Below are 18,273 nucleotides of genomic sequence, written 5' to 3'. Positions count from 1 at the left end.
GACCACCCCGGCCGGTACGGGCGAATACGGGGCTCCGCCCGGGCCGCCGCGCGGCCGCAGGCAGAGCATGGAGGTAGCGAGGCGCGGGCGTGGCTCCTCGGACGGGTGATGTTCCCGGCGAGGAGCGCACGCCCGCGCCGCGCTGCGCTTCAGCTATCTGCGTGCCCGATCAGGGCGTCCAGTCGCCGTCCCACCAGTCGTCGGTCGGTCCGGTCCAACCCCGGGTCACCTCTTCGAGTGCACCGATGAACTCGATCTCGACCTCGGCCTCGACGACGTCGTGCTGCTCGATGACGGTTTCCTGCTTCTCCATGACCCTTCCACTCCTTTCTTCCGTGCTCTCCACCCCCCCGATGCCAGCGCACCGGCATCCCTGCTTGCGGCGGTGGAGCGCGACGGTTTGCCGTAGCGATTGACGTTCCGCGGTGCGCTGCTGGCCGTCGCAGGTATCGCCGGCAGTCACCGACTCGGCGCTTGTGCACTCCCCATTCCATTGCATCGAGTCGGCGGGAAATTGACCGTATGCGCCGCGCCCGCGGGAGCTGGCGGCGTCGAGCTTCTCTATCTTGAGCCGAGGTGTTCCGCGCGAGCGCTGAGGCAAAATGCCGCATCTGGGTTACAACAGACTCTGCGGTGCAGTACCGAAAATCCCCCTGGATTCCGACGATAACCGCCGTTTGTCTCTTGCCCGCGCGGGTGAGGCATCTTTGCACGGTAGCGCGCGACGTCGAGGTATTTTGTCGCAGGGTCAATCCGGCAGACTCTGCTGCTTAACACGGGTTAACATAGGAGTTCTTAACAATCGATCCTGGTCGGCCTGGCAGGCTCTGCCGCTTAACAGAAGTTAACACGGGCGCTTCTGGCGCGACTTTGTTATGAAATGGCCCGACGCGAGGGCAGCGACGTGCGCTCTTCGCGAGGTGCCGAGGGATCGAGGGCGGCGCGGCGCTCATGTCATCAGATCGTCACGCGGCCTTTCGGTCGCGTCATCCGCTCTGGACGGGCTCCACGAACCACGCCGTAGAACCCTTGCATTTTCGGATAGTTGCGCGCCGCTGTCGGCCGCCCGCTCGCCGTGTTGAGCAGGCTCAACAGCTCTACGGCGCGCTCGCGATGTGTTGGAATCTTGCTGATTCCCTTGCTAGGAACGAGGAGGGCTCAAGAGCTCCTCCTGACTTCTGCGCGGGGAGAACCGCGCTCGCCCGCCTGGGCGTCGAGCAGCGAGGGGTGAAGACGGCCGAGCTCGATCTGGCCTCACACGTGCAACGCGCATTGTAGAGACGCGACGTCCACAGCCGTGCCGCCGCGGCGGCGACGCGGCGCGAGGAGGTGGAGTCGACGGGAGAGGAGAAGCCCGCGTGAGTACCACGACGACGATCACGACGACGACGACCACGCCTGCGCCCGTGGGGCCCGGGGCCGCTGTGCCTGCGGCCACGCCTCCGGCGCGGCTCGCCGAGCGGCTCCATCGGGACGGTTACGTGCTCCTCGGGGACGTGCTGCCGCCGGAGCGCTTCGCCGCGGCCCGCGCGGCGGCCCATCGCTGCATGCCCTCGCCGGCCGAGCTTCAGCCGGCCGAGCCCGGGGCCAAGGGCATGCGCACGGCGTTCCTCCCCTATGGCGAGACCGACCTCAACCTGCTGGCCGTCGACCACGTGTTCCTCGACCTGGCGCAGGCGGCGCTCGGCAGCGCCGACGTGCGGGTGGGAGACTCGGTCCTGCAGGGCAAGTACGGCACCCGGTTCGGCAGCACCCGCAACCAGCGCTTGCACCACGACGCGTTCGAGGGCGCGAGCCTCGTGGCGGCGCGCCCGCGCGGCGAGCACCAGCGGGTCTTCGTCATCTACTACGTCACCGACGTCACCGACGAGACGCTGGCGCCCACGTACGTCGTGCCGCGCCGGGATCAGCCGCCCGTCCCGTTGCTCACCGAGGACGGGCTCGCCAGCTACGACCCGGAGCGTTACCCCGCGCTCTATGAAGCGGAGCGCGCGGTGCTGGCGCCGGCCAACTCGGCGCTGGTCACCCTGGGGAACACGATTCATCGAGGCTCCGCGATGAAGGCCGAGAGCGCCTACCGGATCGCGCTGTTCGTCAACTTCCACACCGGCCGCGCCGCCTGGCAGCGGCAGCCCATGTGGGTCGGCATTCCGGGGGATCCGCGGGCGGAGTGTGCGCGGCAGTTCATGGCGGCGGCTTCTCCGCGGCAGCGATCCGCGTTCGGGGTGCCGCCGCCCGGCGATCCGTACTGGGACGCCGAGACGCGCGCGCTGATCGCCCGGATGTATCCGGGGCTCGACCTGCGGCCGTACGAGGCCTGAGCCCCGGCCGCCGCGGCGCTCGCCGAATAAGGCGCCCCGGCCAGCCCGTCGTCGTGAACGTCTCGGCCGCGGCAATCGGCTTCCCCCGCGGCCGCGCGGGCGGTAGCGTGCGGACGTGCACGGACGAACGAGCCACTCCGCTCTGCTCCTGGCTGCGCCGCTCGCCTTCGTGATCGCCTGCTCGGCCCCGGAGGGCGGGGAGGCCGCGTCCTCGAGCACGGGGCGCCCGTCGACGCCCGGCGGCGGCGACGTGGTCCACGGTCGCGACATCGGCGCCGCGAACACGGGCATTGCGGGGGCCATCGCCGCGGGTCTGCCTTGCGGTCAGCTCACGGACTACGACGGGCCGTACATCATCGACGCGCCGGGGACCGTCATCGAGAACAAGCGCATCGTCGGGACCCTCAAGATCCTCGCGGACGACGTGACCGTCCGCTGCTGCGACGTCGACCTCGACGGCGAGATCGACGCGCGGGGCATCTGGGTCGGGTACGAGACGAACCCCTCGGGCTGGCTCATCGAGTGGAACACGATCCACGGCGGCGCCACGGGCACGATCGGCGTGGATCTGACGACGAGCGGCGACGGCGTATGCCGGCGCAACGACGTGTCGCGACAGGAGAACGGAATCCGCCTGAGCGGCGGCCGCGTCGAGGAGAACTACCTCCACGACCCGATCCCCTACGACGGCACCGCGCACCGCGACCAGGTCGAGATCTACGGGACGACGCAGCCGGCCTCGCTGCTCCGCAACCGGATCGAGCACGACGGCGAGGAGACCGCGGCCATCAACATCACCTGCGACTTCGGCCCGACCGATGACGTGCTGGTCCAGGACAACTTCATCGACGGCGGCAACTACACCCTCTACGACCGCGAGCAGGGCGAAGGGATGCCGACGCGCGTGCGCTTCATCGGCAACCAGCACGGCGACAGCTTCTACTACGGGCTGATGTCCGCCGATCGAGAGGGGACCTCCGACGCAGCGGTGCAAGCCGCCGATCCGGAGCGGTTCCTCTGGCAGGACAACACGTGGGCGGAGACGACGGACCCGGCGCACCCGGAAGGTGAGGTGATCCCGGTGCCGTGATCCCTGTAACAATCCATGTCTCACGGAGTCGCCAACGCTGCTCAGCACATCCAGCGGGTCCGCTGGTGCGCGGGAGATGATACGAGCAGTAGCAGCGCCGAGTCGGACCTCTCGGTCTTGCCGGCGACGTGGACGACCGGACCGATCTGGTCGACGTCGTCCGCGTCGGCTTACGCCTCGCGCTGAGCGCCTCGCGCTGAGCGCGCAGCGACGCGCACCTCCCGCGGCGCACAACCTGGGTTGGGGCGCACAACCTGGGTCGGGTCGCACCACCTGGGTCGCACAACCTGGGTTGGGGCGCACAGCGCCATCCGTTCGATGTCTCGATAAGTACAGCAGCGCTGCGCGTGGCGGCGTTTTTCGCGGGATTGCAGGGCCGCGCGCGCGAGCGGCCTCGGGTGTTCTCGATTCAAAGGCCGTCGCGTTCGCGTTACGCTGTGGGCATGTCCCGGCCTCTCGAATCAGGTCGTCACCCCATGGGCACATCCACCGGTCTGGGACACGGGAGCGGCACGAAGATCAACGGCGTGCTGCAGCCTCCCTCTCCGGGGCGACAGCCAGAATCCACGGCGAGGGCCGGCGCGCGCGACTCTGCGACGCTCAGCGCGCAGGCGGCGCAGCCTCGTCCTGCGGAGTCGCGCGGCGCTGCGCGGGACGAGGCTCGCGCGGAGCTGCTGCCGGGGCGCGTCGTCGGTGGGCGGTACAGGCTCGTGCATCCGCTCGGCCGGGGCGCCATGGGCGAGGTGTGGCGCGCGCACGACAGCGTCCTGCGCATCGATGTCGCGCTGAAATTCCTCATGCTTCCGCGGCACAACCTGGCCATCGACGCGATGGAGCGCTTCCGCTTCGAGGCGCAGGTCGCGGCGCAGCTCGCGCGCAAGACCGACCTCATCGTGACCGTGCACGACGCTGGCGAGGATCCTGAGGCGGGCCCGTACCTCGTGATGGAGTACGTGCGCGGCCGGTCCCTTCGGCAGCTGATCCAGGAGCGAGGGCCGGTGCCGGCCGCGGAGCTTTCGGCGCTCGTCTGCCAGATCGGCGAGGCCCTCTCGGTGGCGCATGGGCTCGGGATCGTGCACCGCGACATCAAGCCGTCGAACATCCTGCTCCTGGAGGGGCGCGACGGCCGTCTGCGCGCCAAGGTGGCCGACTTCGGGATCGCCAAGTGGATCCGCCAGGATCTGGCGGCCGACTTCCCCCGCCAGACCGCGGAGGGGGTGGTGCTGGGCACGCCGGCCTACCTCAGCCCGGAGCACACGTGCGAGGGGCACGCGGACCCGCAGCTCGACATGTGGGCCCTCGCGGTGGTCGCGCATGTGGCGCTCACCGGCCGGCAGCCCTTCGCCGGCCGCACGATGGCCGACGTGCTCGCCTCGATCCTCGCCGGCGAGCGACCCCCGCTGTCGACGTTGTGCCCGGGGGCGCCGCCCGATCTGGAGACCTGGTTCGCGCGCGCCTTCGCCCTGGATCCAGAGGAGCGGTATCCTTCGATCAAGCCGATGATTGCCGCCTTCATGGCCGCGGTCGGCGGCGCGTCGGATGCGCCGGTCGCGCGGGCGCCCGCCGCGCCGGCGCGGCGGACGAGGTTGCACCTGGCGGCGGCTGGCCTCGTCGTGGCGCTGGGGCTGGGGCTGGCGCTCGCCACCGCGCTGCCGTCGCGGCGGTCGGAGGCCGCCGTCGCGCTGAGATCGGTCGGCGGCGAGGTGCACGCGGCCGTTCGCCGCGCCGCGGCGGCGCAGGCGCCGAGGGCGCCCCAGGCGGGCGCGTGCTCGGCGGGCGCGCCGGCCGGGGCCGGGCCCGCGCCGGCGCCGGCGCCCGTCGCGACGCCGGTGGAGCCCGCGCCGCGACCCGCCACGGCGGCCGGCCCGGGCGGCTCAAGCCGGCCCGTGCGCGCGTCGGAGGCGCCGCGGAGCACGGGCGGAGCGCCCCCGCGAAAACGCGCGACCGACGCGGGGGTGTGGAAGAGCACGATTTTCTGAGCCGCGACGGGGGGCGATCCATCGGGCTGCCTGAACCTGGGTCGGGCCGCGGGCTGCCTGAACCTGGGACTGCCTGAACCTGGGTCGGGCCGCTGAACCCGAGCCGCTGAACCCGAGCCGCTCAACCCGGGTCGGGCGGGGGCGGGGCGGCGCAACCCGGGTCGGGCTGCACAATCCGGGTCAGGTGGCGCCGGGCGGCGCAACCCGGGTCGGGCGGCACAATCCGGGTCAGGTGGCGCCAGGCGGCGCAACCCGGGTCGGGCTGCTGGCGCAACCCGGGTCGGGCGGCGCAACCCGGGTCGGGCTGCTGGCTGCTGGCGCAACCCGGGTCGGGCGGCGCAACCCGGGTCGGGCTGCTGGCGCAACCCGGGTCGGGCTGCTGGCGCCGGGCTGCTGGCGCAACCCGGGTCGGGCTGCTGGCGCAACCCGGGTCGGGCTGCTGGCGCAACCCGGGTCGGGCTACTGGCGGCGCCAGGCGGCGCAACCCGGGTCGGGCTGCTGGCGGCGCCAGGCGGCGCAACCCGGGTCGGGCGGCGCAACCCGGGTCGGGCTGCTGGCGCAACCCGGGTCGGGCTGCTGGCGCAACCCGGGTCGGGCGGCGCAACCCGGGTCGGGCTGCTGGCGCAACCCGGGTCGGGCTGCTGGCGGCTCGCCGGCGTGTCCCGACCTCGTCGCGGTGCCTCCATCCGGGTCGCGGGGCGCGCTGGGTTATCCGGTTCACCTATTCGTTACCAGGGACGCTATTGAGCGCTCAACGTGCTGACCTCGGAAAACATGAGCTCCGCTGATAGCGAGGAAGGCGTCGCCTCGCTTCCGGCGACGCCGCCTGTGGGGAGAGCTCGCTGGACGTCCTGTCGTTTCCATGAGACAGTCGCCCATCCGCTCCTCCTGGCCGGGTGACGGAGCCGCCGCTCCGGCGCCGAGGGGAGTTGCGCGATTTCGTTTGAACTTGGATGAATTTTCGGCGGAGGTTGATGATGAACCGGTTTAGTTTATTTGCTTTTTTACCGGGTCGTGCGCTCTGGCTCTCGGCTGCGGCGCTCGCGGGCGTTCTCATGGCGGGGTGCGGAGACTCGGGCTCCGAGCCTCAAGAGGGAGGAGGCGGGCAGGGCGGGACGGGTAGCGGAGCGAGCACCTCCAGCACGAGCAGCAGCTCGGTCTCCGGCAGCGCGAGCAGCGCCAGCGCCAGCGCGAGCAGCGCCAGCGCGAGCGGCGCCAGCGCGAGCTCCAGCAGCGCCAGCGTGAGCTCGAGCGGCTCGGGCGGCGAGGTGCGCGAGCTCCGGATCCTCCCGCTCGGCGACTCGATCACCGGCTCGAGCTGCTACCGCGCCCTGCTCTGGCAGAAGCTCAACGAGAACGGCCACACGGAGTTCGACTTCGTGGGAAGCCAGACCAACGACGCTGGCTGCAATCCCTCCAGCTACGATCGCGACAGCGAGGGGCACGGCGGCTACCTCGTGACGGACCTCGCCGATAGCAAGTACAACGAGCTCGAGGCGTGGTGCTCTGCGAACCCGGCGGACGTCGTGCTCATGCATTTCGGCACGAACGACGTGTGGAACAACAGGCCGGTCCAGACGATCCTCGACGCTTACTCGGTCGTGGTCGACGAGCTCCGGAAGAACAACCCGGAGGTCGTGGTGCTCGTCGCCCAGATCATCCCGATGAACCCGATCAACACGGCGAGCTGCTCGTCGTGCGCGTGCCCGGAGTGCGGCGGACGGGTCCAGGCCCTCAACGCCGAGATCCCGGGCTGGGCCTCGAGCAAGAGCACCTCGACCTCGCCGGTCACCGTCGTGGATCAGTGGACGGGCTTCAACGCGAACGCCGGCCAGGACACCAGCGACGGCGTTCACCCGAACGCGAGCGGGTCCGCGAAGATGGCGAACAAGTGGTACGACGCCCTCGTCCCGCACTTCTGAGCGGACCGCCCCCCAGGCTCGCGCCGACCCCGAGCGACGGCCTCGCCGCGCGCCTCGAGGCGCTCCGGCGCGCGGAGGCTCGCCCCGCGGCGGGTCATTCCTGCACGCGTGCGTCCTCCAAGTAGTAAGCGCGCTGCGCTGGGTAGTAGTCGGCGAAGTTCGGCAGCGGCTCGCCGCTCCGGGAGGCGACGAGCATGTCGAGGTAATACTCCCAGCCCGGCCCGACGTCGCCGGCGAGCGCTGGATCGGTGAGGTGCTGGACGAAGGTGAGCTCGGTGATCTCGCCCTGGGTCGTGAGCGAGAGCTCCATCCGCCAGTCGCCGTAATCGTCCTTCATCGAGACGGCGAGGTGATGCGGCGGCTCGCAGGCGTCGATCGAGACGTCGCACGACGGCGCCCCCTTCTCGAACGCCATCTGGAGGCGCACCGTCTTGCCGGGCCCTGCCTCTCCCTCCCACGGGCCGATCCAGCGCGCCGTGCTCTTCGAGGCGGTGACGCTTTGCCAGACGTCGTCGATGGGAGCGCGAAAGCTGCGCTTGATGACGAGATCGGCGCCTGTCGCCGTGTTGCGGACGCGGCCGCTGGGCCTCGGGCTCATGCTGTCTCCTTCCTGCGTTTCGTGTCGTTGCGGGACGGGGGCACGGCGGCCAGGCGCCGCTCTCGGCCCACGCGGTGAACCTCGGTCTCGAGCGCGTCGAACCGGCGGTGCCATGGGCTCTCCCCGTGCAGCTCGCGCAGGAACGCCTCGAGCTCGGCGAGCGCACCGAGCTCGAGGCTGTACTCGCGCTCGCGGCCGCGCGCGACGTCGCGCACCAGGCCCGCCTCGCGCAGGACGCGGAGGTGCCGGCTGACCGCCGGGCGGCTGACGGGAAACGCGCGGGCGATGCTGCCGGCCGAGACGGTGCGGTCGCGCAAGAGCCGCAAGATCTCCCGTCGCGTTGGATCCGCCAGCGCCTGGGCTACCGCGTCCATCGGACGAACGTGTAGCCGATCTGTTACGCGTCCGTCAAGCGGGGCTTCGTCCGGCGCGGTCCCATCCAGCGCGATCGCGTCGACCTTTTCGATGCCCATGAAGGCCAGGACCGGCCGGAGATCGGCTCACAAGCCGACGTCGTGGCCGGCGCCGGCAGCAGGGGAGCCGTTACCTGGAAAGGGGGGGAGTCAAGCTGGAGCGCACCGGAACGCGCGCTCCCTCGATGAGTGATGAGGCGGGCGCGGGCGCTCGCTCCGCGCAGCAGCGCGAGAGCGAGCGCCGCAGGCAACTTGGTTCACTCGCCCATGAGATCCAGCCTCGAGCCTGGCACCATCCTGTAGTCACCGATCGCCAATCCCCGCAGATCGCTCGTGAACTCGAACGGACCGAGCACGTGATCTACCTCGCCGCCCGTGCCCCCGGCGCCGCCGTCACCGCTCGTGCCGCCGTCGCCGCTCGTGCCCCCGGCGCCGCCGTCGCCGCTCGTGCCGCCGTCGCCGCCCGTGCCACCCGCGGCACCGTCGCTGCCCGCGGCACCGTCGCCGCCCGCGGCACCGTCGCCGCCGGTGCCACCGTCGCCGCCGGTGCCACCGTCGCCGCCGTCGCCGCCGTCGCCGCCGGGCCTCGTGACCGTGATGAAGTCGACATAGACCACGGTCGGGTTGGCCCAGGGCCCCGAGATACCTGCGTCGACCCTCAGGCCGATGCGCCTCACCTGGGTCTTGTCGAACGTCATGGACTCATCCGCAGCGGCGGCGGCATCGACGTCGATGGTGAGCTCTGTCCACTCCTGCAGGCTGCTGAGGTCCGTCCACGCCCAGGGAATGCCTATCCAGGCCTGTGCACCTCCATTCTGTACGAACGTCTGCACGCCACCGCCGGTGCCGGCGTACACCTTCACACGGAACGTGACGGTGGCGCCGGTCAGGTCGATCAGCTCCGGCATGTCGAACTGGAACAGCGTCCCTGTGTCGGCCTCGGTGAGCGGCACGGCCAGCCGGGCGCAGCCCGAGCAGCTCTCGTCTGGACCGGGACCGATGTTCACGTCTTCGACGCCGCCCGCGCCGCCTGCGCCGCCTGCGCCGCCTGCGCCGCCCGCGCCGCCTGTGCCACCCGCGCCGCCCGCGTCGCCCGCGCCGTCCGATCCTCCCGTGCCGCTCGCGTTCCCGGTACCGCTCGTTGACGAGCTGCTCGAGCTGCTCGTCGTGGTGCCTCCACCGGCCCCGCCGTCGCCACCGGACCCGCCCCCGCCGTCGTCATCGCCGCAACCCATCGTGACGAACGAGCCAGCCAGCAAGCCGCACATTGCCAAAGCAAAAACTGATCTCATCGCATCCTCTCTACGCTCTACTCTTTTGTCCCGCGCCATGGCGCGCGATACGGGCCGCCGTTCGCCGTGCCTGCTCCCCTTTGTCCCCGCTCTCTGAAAGCCAGCCGCGCCGGCCGCGACCCTATTCGACCCCGGAATTCTCTATACTCGCCGGGAGCGCGCCCGCTGGATCACTGCTCCGGGCGCCGGCACCGTCAGTTCGCAGCGGCCCCGCTCCGCCCGGCCTTCCGCGCACGACGCCGCGCGACGATCGCGCCCAGCGCGGTCAAGGCGGCGAGCACGCCCGCCGGGGAGCTGTGCCCCGATTTGACGCGGCACCCACACCCGCCCTCGTCCTCGCTAGCGCCGTCAGGTGAGGCGGCGCCAGCGCCGCCCGTGCCGCTGCCGGTCGTCGCTGCGCTGCTGACGCTCCCACCCTCACCCGAGCCGCCGCTGCCCGTCGCTCCGCCTTCACCCATGTTCGGACCGCCCCCGACCCCTGTCGGATCCGAGGCGTCGAGCGGAGTGAATTTCCACCAGTTGAAATTGAATAGCGAACCGTTCCCACCGGTGAACTTCAGATACAAATCGTGTATCCCTGTCGCACCGTCTACCGCACAGGACTTGGTAACCCAAGTCTGGGGGCCGCCGGTACCCTGAACCATACAGGTACCCACCAGCGTGCCGGTCGTGCTGTCGAGGCGCAGCTCGATGCTGCCGCCGCTGGTCGCCGAGGCCACTCTTGCATCGAAGGACGCCGCGCCGGGACCGAAATCGACGCCCTTCACTTTGATGTAGTCCCCGTTTTCAATCGACGTGACGTTGATTCCTCCCTCGCTGCATGCCTCCGTCTCGACACCGGATTCCCAGGCGATGGTCTCAGCCTCCGTCATGACGTACGGATTGAGGGTGCCAATGCCAGGCGGGCCCGCTTCGGTCATCGTGATCGTCGGGATGGTGCCGTCGGCGTTGTACGTGAATCGCTCAACGGCCACCGAACGGTGATAACCTCCCCCGTCCGGCAACGCGCCGTTGTGATAGAAGAAGTACGAGTTGTCCTTGAAATCGATGATGCCCGGGTGATTGGTGAAGCTGCCGCCTTCTGTGGGCATGATGACCCCCCGGTAGGTCCATGGGCCGGTGGGGCTGCTGCTCGTGGAGTAGGCGATGTACTCGGGTATGCCGCCAGCCGGATACGCCAAGTAGTACGTCTCATTGCGTTTGTAGAGCCATGGACCTTCTTCGTACAGGGTCGGTCTCTCGGAGCTCCCGGTGCGCTGTCCGAAGCTCTCCGTCGTCATGGGCACGCGTACGACGTCTCCCTCGTAGGAGATCATGTCCTCATTCAGCTTCACGTAACATAGGTTGGGATTTCCCCAGTAGAGATAGGCCTGGCCGTCGTCGTCGATGAACACCGTCGGATCGATGTCGCCGCAATTGGCCGTGATCAACGGCCGCCCCAAGGCGTCTTCGAACGGACCGACAGGACTGTCCGACACGGCGACGCCGATGACCATCCTGTTGAGCGTTCTGCTCGACGTAGGAACGTAGAAATAGAACTTCCCGTTCCTGTAGGCGGCCTGACCTGCCCAGGCGTCTGCCTTTGCCCAGCTGAAATCCTTGTATTTCAGCGGTGACCCGCGATCCGTCCAGTTCACCATATCCGTGGACGAATAGACCCGCCATTCGTTCATCCCGAAGAACGTCGAGGCGCTGTCCTCGTCATGTCCGGTATAGAGGTATACCGTCCCGTCGTGGACCATGGGGGCAGGATCGGCGGTGTAAATCGTCTGTACGATCGGGTTGTCCGCCATGGATTCAGACGGAAACACGGTTGTGCTACAAAGCAACAACGCCGCGATGAGGAGCTTATGCTGGAGGGATGTTGTAATCGTGGCCATTCCTGGTCCTCGCTGCTCTCCTGAAGAATCGTTGTTTGTGGCTAAATGTCGCAGATCGCTCAGGCGATGACTCCCTGGCGCTTCTCGTTGGGGCGCTTCGCCCCAATGACAGCCCAGGCCATCAAGAGCTCATCAGCGATCGCGCCCGAGACGATCGAGCGAATGGAGTCAGTGCCGAGGCCGGAATCGGGATCGAGATCGAGATCGAGATCGATCGGATGATGATGGTCTCGGTGCGCATGACGACCCATCCAGGGCTAACCAAAAGGTAACCGTTCACGGGTCGGATCGCGTTGCTGAGCAAATCCGGGTACTTACGAGCCCATCACTCATTGACCTCATAAACCCGCTCGGCCTGCAGGTGCGCGGAATTATTGCGTTTTTTTTTGACCCGGCTGGTGAACGTTTGCAGTCAGAGTGTATCGCTTCGGCTGATTGTGAGCGTTCACATGTTCGGTGTCAATTCCAATCGACCATGGCGTGTTCGCGCCTCGCTCGTCATGGCGGGCGCTCGTGACGCCGAAGCCGCCGAGCCGCGCAGCGGAGCAACCGAGCCATGTGCGGAGCTTGCGCCTCTGCCCGCTGCGCCTGCACCTGCTGTGCTTGCGCCTGCTGCGCCTGCTGCTGCTGGGTCTGCTGCTGCTGCGCCTGCCTCTGCTGCGTCTGCTGAGTCTGCTGCGCTGCCGGACGCTGCGCCGACGCTCTCCGCTCCATCGCCAGCGCACGCCGAGCCTGGGTGCGAGTCGAGCTGACCACGATCTCGGTCTTGCACTGGGGGCGGTTGCTCGACGGGGAGTCGTTCGCGACGTCGCGCTATGCGCAATGGGCCGCGATCATGAAACGTACGTTCGGGGTCGATGTTCTGCGATACTCGAGCTGCGAACGGAAGATGTGCGTGCTTTCGACGAACTCCGACGCCATGACGGTGCGCCGCATCCTCGATCATCTGATGTTGCCCTCGGTGCCGCGAACGGCAGCGCCAGCGCTCGACCGAACATGGCAACAGACGCCGCTCGCGTTCGACGTGGCGTAGGTTGGCAACCGCCGCAGCCCGTCATGACGGCCGCCCGCTGCGGTCCTGGAGGCAGAGAACCGTACGCAGCGCTCCGGGGTGGCCCAACGGGGCACCCTCCGCCGCTGCGTCGTGGAGGGCACGGCGCCGAAGAATGCCGGGGTTTCTCCCTGTGCGCTCAGCGTCGGCGGCGCTTCGTGCGACCGAGCAGCAATCCCAGCGCCGCGAGGAGGAACCCCGCCTGGACGCCTGAGTCTCTCGCGTCGTTGCCCAGGGCGCAGCTGCAGCCGGAGCTCGAGCTTTCTCCTCCCGTCGAGTCGCCAGTTCCCGAGCTGGCGCCTTGTCCGGTCGCCCCCCCGGACCCGGCGTCAATCGTGCCGCCGCTTCCTACACTGTCGCCTGCGCCATTCCCAACGGCCCCGCCCGCGCCTCCGGCTCCGGCCGCGCCACCCGCGCCACCCGCGCCACCCGCGCCACCGGTGTCGCTACCACCGGGAACGGCGCCGGGACAAGCTGCCGTCTCTGGATCCTGACCGCCGGCCTCGTCGAGGCCGAAATAGGCGGCGACGGCGGGGCCGTCGAACGGCACCGCGTGCCCGACGCCGTCCATCGAAAAGGCCTCGTAGACCGTGTGGCCGCAAGAGCTCTTCCAGAACTGGCGTGTGGTCCCGGGCTTTGGAGTGTCGGTCCCATCCGGGGTTTCGCTCAGACCCAAAACGTTCGTCCACTCCTTGACGTCTTCAGCCATGTTCTTGTAGCTGAGGATCGTGTCGGCGGTGCCATGCCAATGCTGCAGGCGCGGGCGATGGCCGGTATAACCGGGATAGTACGAGCGAACGAGGTCTCCCCACTGCTGCCCGGTCTTCGTGACGTTGCCGCCCCCGCAGGGCCCGCTCCACTGGGCCGTGCTCCCCGTCCCGGTGACGTCGTTGTAGCCCTCGGCCCAGCAGCCGCACGGAACGCCCATGAGCGACACGCCGGCCATGAACACGTCGGGGTACACACCGAGCAGCGCCTCGGTCATGATCCCGCCCGATGAACCGCCAACGGAGTAGACGCGGCCAGCATCGCCGCTGTACTTCGCGAGCGTGTGTTTTACCATCTGGACGATGGCTCCCGTGTCGCCACCGCCGCCGTGGCTCAGCGATCTCGTCGATCCCGCGTCCCAGCAGTTCTGCCCGGTGGCCTCCGGAAAGATCATGATGAAGCCATTGGTGTCCGCTATGGAAACCAGGCTCGACATCTCGCTGAACGTCCCCGGGCCGTTCCCCTGGCAATGATGGGGCGCGACGACGATGGGAGGCTTGGTCGCCAGCCTGTCAGGCACGTAAATGTACATGTTGACGTAGCTGGGGAGGCCGTCCGCCCCCCATTCGCTCTGATTGACTTGTTGTAGCGATGCCCCGCGCGCAGGCAGCGCAGCGAGCAGCGCCAACGAGAGCGATGCGAGCCCGAGGATGTGCTTTTGGAGGTGGTCCATCGGTAGAGATCCTATATCAACGTCAACCTGGTACGCAAGCCATTGCCGTTTTGCTCCGCGCGCTCTAGAACTGACTCAGGAACGTCCAGACTTCCTGGGGCATCCACGGCATGTGCTCCCCGGCGTCGTTCGGCGATGGAGTATGACCGCCGTCGTAATCACACCAGCGGGTGGGGTGCCCCGCGGAGCAGCCCTCGTAGTCCGAGCAGGCGTGGCCACCTCTGGGCGCCTTGGGCAAGGCCTCCACCGTGCATCCATTTTGCTGGGCGAAGAAATCGCTGTTGGAGGTTTGTCCGGCTCCGCCGCTCTCCTGCTGACCGAGCGAGGACATGAAGGCGACCGGCTGACAGCTCGCCGGCCTGGGGAGACCGCCGCCGGAGTGGACCACCGCGGCGCGGTAAACGCCCGGACGCGCGCAGGCCAGCGTCCACACCATGGCGCCGCCCTGGCTGAAGCCTTCGAGCTCGATGCGCGAGGTGTCGATGCAGAGATCGTCTGTGACCTGCCTGAGGATGTCGTCGACGAAGGTCACATCGTCGTCGGCTGACCAGAACCCGCCGACGGCGTCGGGCGCGATGAAGATGGTGCTCCCCTCGGAGAGGGACCAGAGCCCGAAGTACGAGGGCGCAACTTGGCCGCTGTTGCCCGTGGCCCCGTGGAAGGAGAGAATGAGCCGGTACGGGTGCCCGTTATCGTAATCGTCGGGAGCATGCAGGGTGTACTTGCGGCTCTTCCCGCCGCTCTGCACGGTGCCATCGCCGTTCTGAAGCGTGCGCATCTTGCCGCAGCCGGCGGACCTCATCGCGTCACCTGCACCGCCGCTGCCGCCGACCTCACCGGTGCCGGCGCCGCCCGCGCCGCCTGTTTCACCCGCGTCCGCTCCACCCGCGCCTGCGGTCGCCCCTCCGCTGCCGGCCGCATCGCCGCTGCTCGCGCCACCGGAGGCAGCGCCACCGCCGGAGCCGCTCGCGGAGGTCTCACCGGCGGCTGATCCGCCGCCGTGGACGTCGTCGCTACAGCCGAGGCTGAGCGCGGCGCAGAGGCCCAAGCCGACCCGAATCGGTCGCAGCCAACGCGAGTGATGGTGTACACGATCGGAGCTCACAGAGCCAACACTGGACGACATGGGTGCTCTCCTCGGTTGACATCCAACCCAAGGGGGTTACGAGCGAGGCGTGGACGGGCGTCTCCACCGGCGCGAGGTCACTCCCAGTTCTTGCGCTGGGGATTCACCCAGGGCGAGGTGCACATGACGCAATCATCGCCATAGAAATAGTGCTTCCCACCGGCGTCGTTGTAGATCCAGTAACGGAGCCAAGCCACGATCGCCGGCCGCTGGACGCCTCCCACGTCGCGCGTGATGTACCCATGATCCGCGCCCATCACCGTCGCCAGGAACGTCTGGGTCTGGGACATGTCGTAGGTTTTTTGCTGCATTGGAAGCCCGATCGTGTCCTGCGTTCCGCTGGTCTGCAGCATGGGCCCGTGCAGGGCCGCCGTCGCGATGTGGCCGTGGATGGAGACGACGGTGGCCACGGCCTCATGGCCGCCGATTTCCACGGCGGCGGTGCCGCCCACCGAGTAGCCCATGGAAACGGCGTGCTCCACGTCGATCTTGCCCTCGTAGATGCTGCCCGCCTTGCTGTTTTGCTCGATGATCCACTCGAGCCCCTCGAGCATGGCCGCGCGATTGTTCGCGGCGTTGGGGCCGCCCGTGAGGAGATCGGCACCAACGACCACGAAGCCGTGGGAAGCGAAGCTCGACAGGAGAGCCGTGTAGCTGGTCACCTGCGTATTGATCCCGGGGCCAAAGATGATCGGCGCATGCAGGAAACCGTCCTCACCCAGGCGTTCAGGCCTGAATATGGTGTGGCTTCGGCCGGGTCCCGAGCCGCGCTCCACGGTCGTCGCGAACGGCCCCTCGGCAGAGTAATCCGTGATCGGCGGGAGCGGCGAGCCACCGGCTCCACCCGCCCTAGCGCCGCCGTCACCTGCACCGCCCGCGCCCGCGCCTGCTCCGCCCATTCCACCGTCGCTCATGCCGGCGCCGCCGCTGCCGCTGGCAGCGCCGCCTGACCCCGCGGTTACGCTGGTCGATGCCCCGCCGGTGGCTGACGTGCTCGAGCCGCCCGCGCCCGCAGCTTGTGCCGCGCCGCCGTGCTCTTCGCTGCACGCCAGCAGCGCGACGATCGAGAGCGAGCAGAGGACATGGAAGCGCCTGACGCCTTTCTCTTCGTGGTACACGGGGCCTCTCCGGTTGCGCCACGCCAGCGCGAAGCGCTCGCTTCAGGCCGACGATGGCTAGATTGGCAGACAGGTGGTTGCTAGACGTTCCGCACGTGGAGTGCGCCCTGATGTCATCCCAGCCGAGCCCAACTGCTGCTCCTCCTCCCCCTGCGCGCGCCTCGTCTGGAGCCATGGCGCGACCGTCGACGTAAAGGCGCAGGAGGGCGCAGGCCCGGTGCGCAGGGCGGCCTATCCAGGACAAGGCAAAAGAATATCTGGAGCACCAAATGTGAACGCTCACATGGGCGGCGTCAATCACAAACTGGCGCGCGGCGATCGTCGGCGAGCGCGAGGCCACGTCTGGCGGGGCGTGGCGCTCGTGGCGTCGAGCAGGAGAGGGGCGGCAGCGCCAGCTGGCGCGTCCGTGCGCGGGGCGGCGAGCGTCGGCTGGCCGCCCAGGGCACACGCGCGGCCTGATGGAGGAGATGCGGCCCCTGGCGGCGGCTCACGTGCCCCTCCCTGGTGGTCCTGGGGCTGCCGGAGCTCGGGCTGATCGAGGTTCTCGATCGGGTGACCTGAGCCGCCGTGCTGCCTGGCATCGCGCAGCGGGGCCCGAGTCGAGACTAGGCCGATCGGTCCAGCGAGACGAGGCCGCCCTCGAAACGGATGGGCGCGGCGAGCAGGGCGCGAAAGGCCTTGTACCCCGCCACCCCCGGGCGAAAGGCGTGCAGGAAGATGTGGTGGCGCCCGTCGGCGCCGAGGGCGACGGACGGGTGCCCTGGCCCCCACCACGCCGCGCCGGAGCTCAGGAGGACCTCCGACGACTTGCGGTACGGGCCCGTGGGCTCGTCCGCCACGGCCGCGCCGATGCCGTAATGCGCGGTCGAGAAGTCGTTGCCGGCGTAAAGCAGGTGATAACGCCCGCCCTCCTGGGTGATCCAGATGCCCTCGATGAGGTGCGCCTCCCAGGGCTGGTCGTTCTCGAGGATGACGGCGGGCTCCCCTTGCAGCGCGCGGCCGTCCGGCGACAGCCGCTGGGCGTAGATGCGGGTCCTGAGCTCCCGCGACATCACGGCGATCTCCTCCGCCTCCGCGCCGCACGTCCGCGCCCGCAGGCTCTCCAGCCGCGCCGCGAAGCCCGTGAAATCCGCCGTCGCCGCCTCGATCAGCGGCTGCAGCACGAAGAACTGCTCCATGGGCTCGAGGGTCTCGATCCAGGGCCACGACGTCAGCGCGAAGACGGCGGTGCGCTGGTCTTCGCGGGCGGCGAAGAGCGCGCGCACGCGGGCGGGATCCCGGTGGAGCAACGCGGCCAGCCTGCGGGGCCACACGCCGTTGTCGTCCTTCTTCCAGACCAGCCAGGGCGCGCCGTGGGCGTCCACGAGGAGATGGGCGTCGATCACGTCGCCGGTGACGAGCGGCGCTTCGTCGGGATGGAACGGACCGTCCGGGCTCCCGGATCTGGCGAGGCCGATCGCCAGCGATCGATCCTGCATGCGGGCCGTGAAGCAGACCCAGAGCTCGTCGCCGACCCGATGCATCTCCGGCGCCCAGAAGTCCGCCCGGTTCAAGCCGGTCAGCGCCCAGGCCGGCGTGTGGCCTTCCGGGAAGACGAAGCCGGTCAGCCGCCAGGTGGTCAGATCGCTGGAGGCCAGGATGGGAAAGGCGTTCGGCGCGTCGTTCGAGGTCACCAGCAAACGCCAGTCGCTCTCGCCCACCTTCACCACGCAGGGGTCGCCGTAGCCATAGGGGATCTCCGGCGCGACCGCCTCGGTGAGCAGGGGGCGCAGCGGCGGCCCGTCATGCCGCGGCGGCGGCGGGGTGCGGGCCAGCGGCATGCGGGTGCCGAAGTCCCGCGCGAGCGCATCGAAGAAGTCGAGGTAGTCCGGCTGCTCCGCGCGGGCGAGCTCGTAGCGCTGCGCGGCTCGCCCCGGCTCGGCCACCTGGAAGCCGCGAGGTCCCTGGCGGGTGACGGTGACGTCGAAGGCGAACGGCGCGCCGGGCGGCGTCAGCAGGCGCAAGGGCGTGGCGTCGGTGTTCATGCGATGGGCTCCTCTGTG

General features: G+C 69.2%; 16 protein-coding genes. 5 read left to right on the top strand and 11 right to left on the bottom strand.

The window, feature by feature from the left end; all coding sequences use genetic code 11:
- Positions 1-169: 169 nt before the first annotated feature.
- Entirely contained in the window at positions 170-313 is a 144-nt protein-coding gene (locus WMF43_RS37890; protein WP_437672394.1) for a hypothetical protein, read from the bottom strand.
- A gap of 1,045 nt (positions 314-1,358) precedes the next feature.
- Here WMF43_RS37890 and WMF43_RS37885 point away from each other — a divergent pair.
- The 3 genes from WMF43_RS37885 (at position 1,359) to WMF43_RS37875 (ending at position 5,390) form a co-directional block, all read left to right on the top strand.
- On the top strand, positions 1,359-2,321 hold the full coding sequence (locus WMF43_RS37885) for a phytanoyl-CoA dioxygenase family protein (protein WP_437672392.1): 963 nt from the start codon (positions 1,359-1,361) through the stop codon (positions 2,319-2,321).
- 115 nt (positions 2,322-2,436) lie between these two features.
- Positions 2,437-3,411: a hypothetical protein gene (locus WMF43_RS37880; RefSeq protein WP_437672390.1), complete on the top strand. Its 975-nt coding sequence runs from the start codon at positions 2,437-2,439 to the stop codon at positions 3,409-3,411.
- Between the two features lie 710 nt (positions 3,412-4,121).
- Positions 4,122-5,390 (top strand): serine/threonine-protein kinase, encoded by a 1,269-nt coding sequence (locus WMF43_RS37875; RefSeq protein ID WP_437672388.1) that lies wholly within the window; start codon positions 4,122-4,124, stop codon positions 5,388-5,390.
- A 1,087-nt stretch (positions 5,391-6,477) separates the two neighbouring features.
- Here WMF43_RS37875 and WMF43_RS37870 read toward each other — a convergent pair.
- On the bottom strand, positions 6,478-6,699 hold the full coding sequence (locus WMF43_RS37870; RefSeq protein WP_437672386.1) for a hypothetical protein: 222 nt from the start codon (positions 6,697-6,699) through the stop codon (positions 6,478-6,480).
- Between WMF43_RS37870 and WMF43_RS37865 the strand changes: the two genes are divergently transcribed.
- Positions 6,659-7,312: an SGNH/GDSL hydrolase family protein gene (locus WMF43_RS37865; RefSeq protein ID WP_437672384.1), complete on the top strand. Its 654-nt coding sequence runs from the start codon at positions 6,659-6,661 to the stop codon at positions 7,310-7,312. The genes WMF43_RS37870 and WMF43_RS37865 overlap by 41 nt on opposite strands.
- Positions 7,313-7,406: 94 nt before the next feature.
- On the opposite strand, the gene WMF43_RS37860 is transcribed toward WMF43_RS37865, so the two are convergent.
- The 5 genes from WMF43_RS37860 to WMF43_RS37840 all read right to left on the bottom strand — a co-directional run bounded on the left by WMF43_RS37860 (position 7,407) and on the right by WMF43_RS37840 (position 11,746).
- Positions 7,407-7,910 carry an SRPBCC family protein gene (locus WMF43_RS37860; protein WP_437672382.1) on the bottom strand — a complete coding sequence of 168 codons (504 nt, stop codon included), beginning with the start codon at positions 7,908-7,910 and terminating at the stop codon, positions 7,407-7,409.
- Entirely contained in the window at positions 7,907-8,284 is a 378-nt protein-coding gene (locus WMF43_RS37855) for a metalloregulator ArsR/SmtB family transcription factor (RefSeq protein WP_437672380.1), read from the bottom strand. The genes WMF43_RS37860 and WMF43_RS37855 overlap by 4 nt, the downstream gene beginning before the upstream one ends.
- A 296-nt stretch (positions 8,285-8,580) precedes the next feature.
- Positions 8,581-9,591 carry a hypothetical protein gene (locus tag WMF43_RS37850; protein WP_437672378.1) on the bottom strand — a complete coding sequence of 337 codons (1,011 nt, stop codon included), beginning with the start codon at positions 9,589-9,591 and terminating at the stop codon, positions 8,581-8,583.
- 218 nt (positions 9,592-9,809) lie between these two features.
- Positions 9,810-11,495: a glycoside hydrolase family 43 protein gene (locus WMF43_RS37845; protein ID WP_437672376.1), complete on the bottom strand. Its 1,686-nt coding sequence runs from the start codon at positions 11,493-11,495 to the stop codon at positions 9,810-9,812.
- Between the two features lie 59 nt (positions 11,496-11,554).
- On the bottom strand, positions 11,555-11,746 hold the full coding sequence (locus WMF43_RS37840) for a hypothetical protein (RefSeq protein WP_437672374.1): 192 nt from the start codon (positions 11,744-11,746) through the stop codon (positions 11,555-11,557).
- Between the two features lie 485 nt (positions 11,747-12,231).
- On the opposite strand from WMF43_RS37840, the gene WMF43_RS37835 reads away from it, so the two are divergent.
- A complete protein-coding gene (locus WMF43_RS37835; RefSeq protein ID WP_437672372.1) occupies positions 12,232-12,528 on the top strand; it encodes a hypothetical protein in 297 nt (98 codons plus the stop codon).
- A 157-nt stretch (positions 12,529-12,685) separates the two neighbouring features.
- Here the strand turns inward: WMF43_RS37835 and WMF43_RS37830 are convergent, their stop codons facing one another.
- The 4 genes from WMF43_RS37830 to WMF43_RS37815 form a co-directional block, all read right to left on the bottom strand.
- Positions 12,686-13,987 carry an extracellular catalytic domain type 1 short-chain-length polyhydroxyalkanoate depolymerase gene (locus tag WMF43_RS37830; protein WP_437672371.1) on the bottom strand — a complete coding sequence of 434 codons (1,302 nt, stop codon included), beginning with the start codon at positions 13,985-13,987 and terminating at the stop codon, positions 12,686-12,688.
- Between the two features lie 64 nt (positions 13,988-14,051).
- Positions 14,052-14,789 (bottom strand): alpha/beta hydrolase family esterase, encoded by a 738-nt coding sequence (locus WMF43_RS37825; protein WP_437672370.1) that lies wholly within the window; start codon positions 14,787-14,789, stop codon positions 14,052-14,054.
- Between the two features lie 401 nt (positions 14,790-15,190).
- A complete protein-coding gene (locus WMF43_RS37820; protein ID WP_437672369.1) occupies positions 15,191-16,231 on the bottom strand; it encodes a poly(ethylene terephthalate) hydrolase family protein in 1,041 nt (346 codons plus the stop codon).
- A 605-nt stretch (positions 16,232-16,836) separates the two neighbouring features.
- Entirely contained in the window at positions 16,837-18,255 is a 1,419-nt protein-coding gene (locus WMF43_RS37815) for a family 43 glycosylhydrolase (RefSeq protein ID WP_437672367.1), read from the bottom strand.
- Between the last annotated feature and the right edge of the window lie 18 nt (positions 18,256-18,273).

It is taken from the genome of Sorangium sp. So ce131, assembly GCF_051519095.1.
GTDB lineage: Bacteria > Myxococcota_A > Polyangia > Polyangiales > Polyangiaceae > Sorangium.
The sequence above is the reverse complement of the archived record's forward strand: the minus strand, read 5'-3'. Positions and strand labels throughout refer to the sequence as shown.